This window comes from Alcanivorax sp. HI0083, assembly GCF_001635175.1.
Window position 1 is genome coordinate 1 of record NZ_LWFX01001726.1, and the last position, 4,184, is coordinate 4,184.

The following is a 4,184-nucleotide window of genomic DNA, read 5'->3' on the forward strand; positions in this document are numbered from 1 at the left end:
GGACGCCGGACGCCGGACGCCGGACGCCGGACGCCGGACGCCGGACGCCGGACGCCGGACGCTAGAAGCTAGAAGCTAGAAGCTAGAAGCTAGAAGCTAGAAGCTAGAAGCTAGAAGCTAAATCCCGGCGTTGAGTCATTCAGTTTTAAAGCGGTAATACCCCAAGGTATTGCCGCTTTTGCGTTTAGCATCCGGCGTCTGGCATCAAGCGTGGCCACGTGCAGCGTGTCGCCTGTTGCCTATCTGCTCTACAATGCCAGCGTTTTTAACCTCGGAGTGTTCCATGTCTGCTACCCCTTTTGTGGATTCCCATTGCCATCTGGATCGCCTGAATCTTGACGCCCATGGTGGCGATTTCGAGACGATGATGGCGGCCACGGCGCAGGCGGGGGTCAGCCATATGCTGTGTATCGGTGTGGATCTGGAAAGCTTCCCGCAGGTGCAGGCACTGGCCGAGCAATACGAGAACGTGTTTGCCAGCGTTGGCGTGCACCCTCTCTACAAGGAATCCCGCGAGCCACAACCCAACGAATTGGTGGAGCGGGCCGGGCACCCCAAGGTGGTGGCGATTGGCGAGACCGGGCTGGATTACTTTTACGCCAGGGAAGAGCGTGAGTGGCAACAACGCTACTTCGTGGCCCATATTCAGGCGGCTCGGGAAACCGGCCTGCCGCTAGTGGTGCATACCCGTGGCGCCAAGGAAGACACGCTGGCGTTGTTGCGTGAGCATGGTGGTGGTCAGGTGCGCGGGGTGTTGCACTGTTTCACCGAGGATCTGGACATGGCCCTGCAGGCCATTGAGATGGGTTTCTATATTTCCATCTCCGGCATTGTGACCTTCCGCAATGCCCAGGCCCTGCGCGACACCGTGAAGCAGCTGCCGCTGGAGCGGCTGCTGATTGAAACCGACTCGCCCTGGCTGGCGCCGGTGCCGTTCCGTGGCAAGCCCAATGAACCGCGTTACGTGGCGCAAGTGGCTGAATGCGTCGCCGAGCTTCAGGGGGTCAGTGTGGCGGAGCTGGCCAAGGCCACCGCGGATAATTTCTTTTCCCTGTTTAACAAGGCGCAGGCATGAATCTGTATGCAATGATGGCGCTGGCAGCGCTATGTTGTGGAGCCGTGGCGGCACTGTTGGCTGTGCTGATCGAGCGGCGCCGGGCGGCGGTTCGCGAGGCGGCGCTGTTGGCGGAAAAGCAGGCCTTGAGCGAGCCCTTGGCCCAGGTGCCGTTGCTCAAGCAGCAGCTGCAAGAGCAGCAACAGCGTCAACGGGACAGCGACGCGCAGTTGCAACAGTTGGGGTCCGAGAAAGCGCGGCTGGAAGAACGTCTGGCTGGCCAGCAGGAGAAACTGGCCTTTTCCGAGCAAAGCCGCAACCAGCTGAAACAGGAGTTTGAAAACCTGTCAGGGAAGGTGCTTGAGCAGCGCGGCAAGCAGCTGCAGGAGCAGCACCAACAGGGCCTGGATGGCATGCTCAAGCCGTTTCGTGAGCAGCTGGCGGATTTCCGTCGCCGGGTGGACCAGATTCACAGTGACGAGACCCGCGCCCAGGCGTCCCTGATCGAACAGCTGGGCCACCTGAAAAGCCTGAACCAGCAGATGCACGAAGACGCCCGCAACCTGACCGATGCGTTGAAAGGGCAGGCCAAGACCCAGGGTAACTGGGGTGAAATGATTCTGGAGCGGGTGCTGGAGTCTTCCGGCCTGACCCGGGGCCGTGAATACGAAACCCAGGTCACCCTGAAGGACGAGAGCGGCCAGCGTCGCCTGCCCGATGCCATCGTTCACCTGCCGGAAAACAAGGATGTGGTGATTGATGCGAAAGTGTCTCTGGTTGCCTATGAGCGGTTGTCTTCGGCGTCTACGTCAGAGGAGCGCGAACAGGCATTACGTGATCACCTGACCTCACTGCGCAGCCATATCAAGGGCCTGGACACCAAGGATTACAGTGGCCTTGAAGGGATCCGCAGCCTGGATTTCGTGCTGCTCTTTATTCCCATCGAAGGGGCTTTCATGGTGGCGATGGAGCAGGATTCCAGCCTCTATACGGATGCCTTTGCCCGCAACATTGTCCTGGTCAGCCCGACCACGCTACTGGTGACCCTGCGCACCATCCAGAATATCTGGCGTTACGAATACCAGAACCGCAATGCGCTGGATATTGCCGATCGTGCCGGGAAAATCTGTGACCAGGTGTCGCTGATCGGGGAATCCATGGACGATCTGGGTGACAAGATCGGCAAGGCCCAGACGGCATGGGACACCACCTTCAAACGTCTCAGCAGTGGCCGCGGCAATCTTTACCGCCAGGCCCAGCAATTGAAGGATCTGGGCGCCAAAGCACGCAAGGCGTTACCGGAGCCTGGCGATGATGAGGATGATGGGGTCAGGATGACGGATCAGTCAGGCCGTAAAGAAACATAAGAAGTGTAAAATGTTTACTTTATATAAAGTAAATTTTAGATAATTTAAATGCAGTGNAATTGCTTGCAATTTGATGAACTTTGTCGCTAAAAGTGGCAAAAGAGGGCGGAAAATGACGGGACTTGGTGGTCATTTTTCAGTGTCTTCAGGTACGAATGTGCCACCATTGTAATATCAGAACTGGGTCACAGGATTACGCCGAAAACCTTAGTTAGTATGCGCTCCGTAACGTAATGCTAACGAAAGGTAATTTTATGTATCGTTTGATGTTCGCCCTGATGCTGGGGATGGGCCTGGCTCAAACGGTATCGGCGCTTGACGCTCAACCTCGCATTATCGGGGGACAGGACGTAGCAACAATCCGGCCGTGGATGGCCGAAGTGGAAATCAGTCGATCCGGAAACCCTGCCTACGCTGCCACGCTGTGTGGCGGAACCTTGATTGCGCCCGGCTGGGTGCTGACGGCCGCACACTGTGTGGTGACTTCCAGCGGTGCGACCTTGCAGGCGGGGCAATTGTTTGTGGCCCTGGGGAGCCTGGATCGCACAACCGCTAATCCGCCGGAGCGCCTGGCGGTGTCCTCGGTGCGGGTGCACCCGGATTACCGTGCTGTCACTTTCCACAATGATCTGGCGCTGTTGCAGCTGGCCTCAGACAGCACCGCCACGCCACTGGACCTGGCCAAACCGCAGACCGTGTCTGCGCTGACCAGGGGCAGTAGCGACGAAGCCCTGCAGATAATGGGGTGGGGCTCCACCTCTCCCAGCGGCAATGGCCTTTCCAATTCTCTGCGCGAAGCCCGTGTGGACTACGTGTCCAGCGGCTATTGCGCCAGCCAGTGGAGCAACCTGAGCGGTAACCAGATTTGTGCGGGTGAAATGAACCCCCGGGGTGTCGCCCAGGATTCCTGTCGGGGTGATAGTGGCGGGCCTTTGGTGTACGGCGAGCCGGGGCAGCAATGGCTGGTCGGGGTTACCAGCTACGGCCATGAGCAGTGTGCCACCGCCGGCGTGCCGGCAGTTTATACCCGTGTGGACCGTTATCTGACCTGGCTGGAACAAACCACCTCGGGCAGCCTTGTGGATCTTGCCCTCACGGGCGCCACCGCTGATACCTACAGCAGCCCAGGGGCTGCCACCACGCTGCGTACCGGTATTACCAACACCAGCCAGCAGACCCTGGCCAATAATGTGGGCCTGCGAGTCACGCACAAGAACGGGCTCACGGTACGTGTTCCCGGGTTGGCTTGTGTAAAGCGCAGTGGCTATACAGATTGCCGTGGCAGCACGGATCTGACGCTTGGCCAGCAAACCGAGACTTACAGTGTCGTTCTCAGTGCCAGTGGCCGCTGGGTGGATGAGGTTCGCGTTGAGCCGATTAGCAGTGTGTCCCATGACTATTTCGCCGGCCTGGGCGAAAGCTTCAAGTTGGTCTTCAGCAATGAGCCGGATGTGGTACTCAGCCTGACCACGCAGCGGGGCAATGATGGCCTGGTGCGGGTCAATGCCCAGGTCACCAATGCGGCGACCCATCAGGCAGCGGCGCGGGTGCGGGTTGGCTTTACCTTGCCGTCCGGGTGGAGTCCGGTGTCACTGCCTGAGAACTGTGCCGGGGGCGGCCTGGTGCAATGCGGGCTTGGCGATATGTCGCCGGGTGAAGTGGCGTCCCAGCAACTGATTCTGGACGGTCAGGGCGATGATAGCCTGGCAGTGCAGGTGTGGACCGATAACGGGGATTACCCGGCGGACGATAGCTCGGCAAGC

The 4,184-nt window shown here is 59.2% G+C and carries 3 protein-coding genes; all 3 read left to right on the plus strand.

Translation table 11 applies throughout. The annotated features are described in order from the left end of the window. Positions 1-283 precede the first annotated feature (283 nt). A complete protein-coding gene (locus tag A3754_RS25115) occupies positions 284-1,075 on the plus strand; it encodes a TatD family hydrolase (RefSeq protein ID WP_063521653.1) in 792 nt (263 codons plus the stop codon). Next, a complete protein-coding gene (locus A3754_RS25120) occupies positions 1,072-2,421 on the plus strand; it encodes a DNA recombination protein RmuC (RefSeq protein ID WP_082872385.1) in 1,350 nt (449 codons plus the stop codon). The genes A3754_RS25115 and A3754_RS25120 overlap by 4 nt, the downstream gene beginning before the upstream one ends. A gap of 254 nt (positions 2,422-2,675) precedes the next feature. After that, on the plus strand, positions 2,676-4,184 hold a 1,509-nt coding region (locus A3754_RS25125), incomplete at its 3' end, for a trypsin-like serine protease (RefSeq protein ID WP_082904833.1).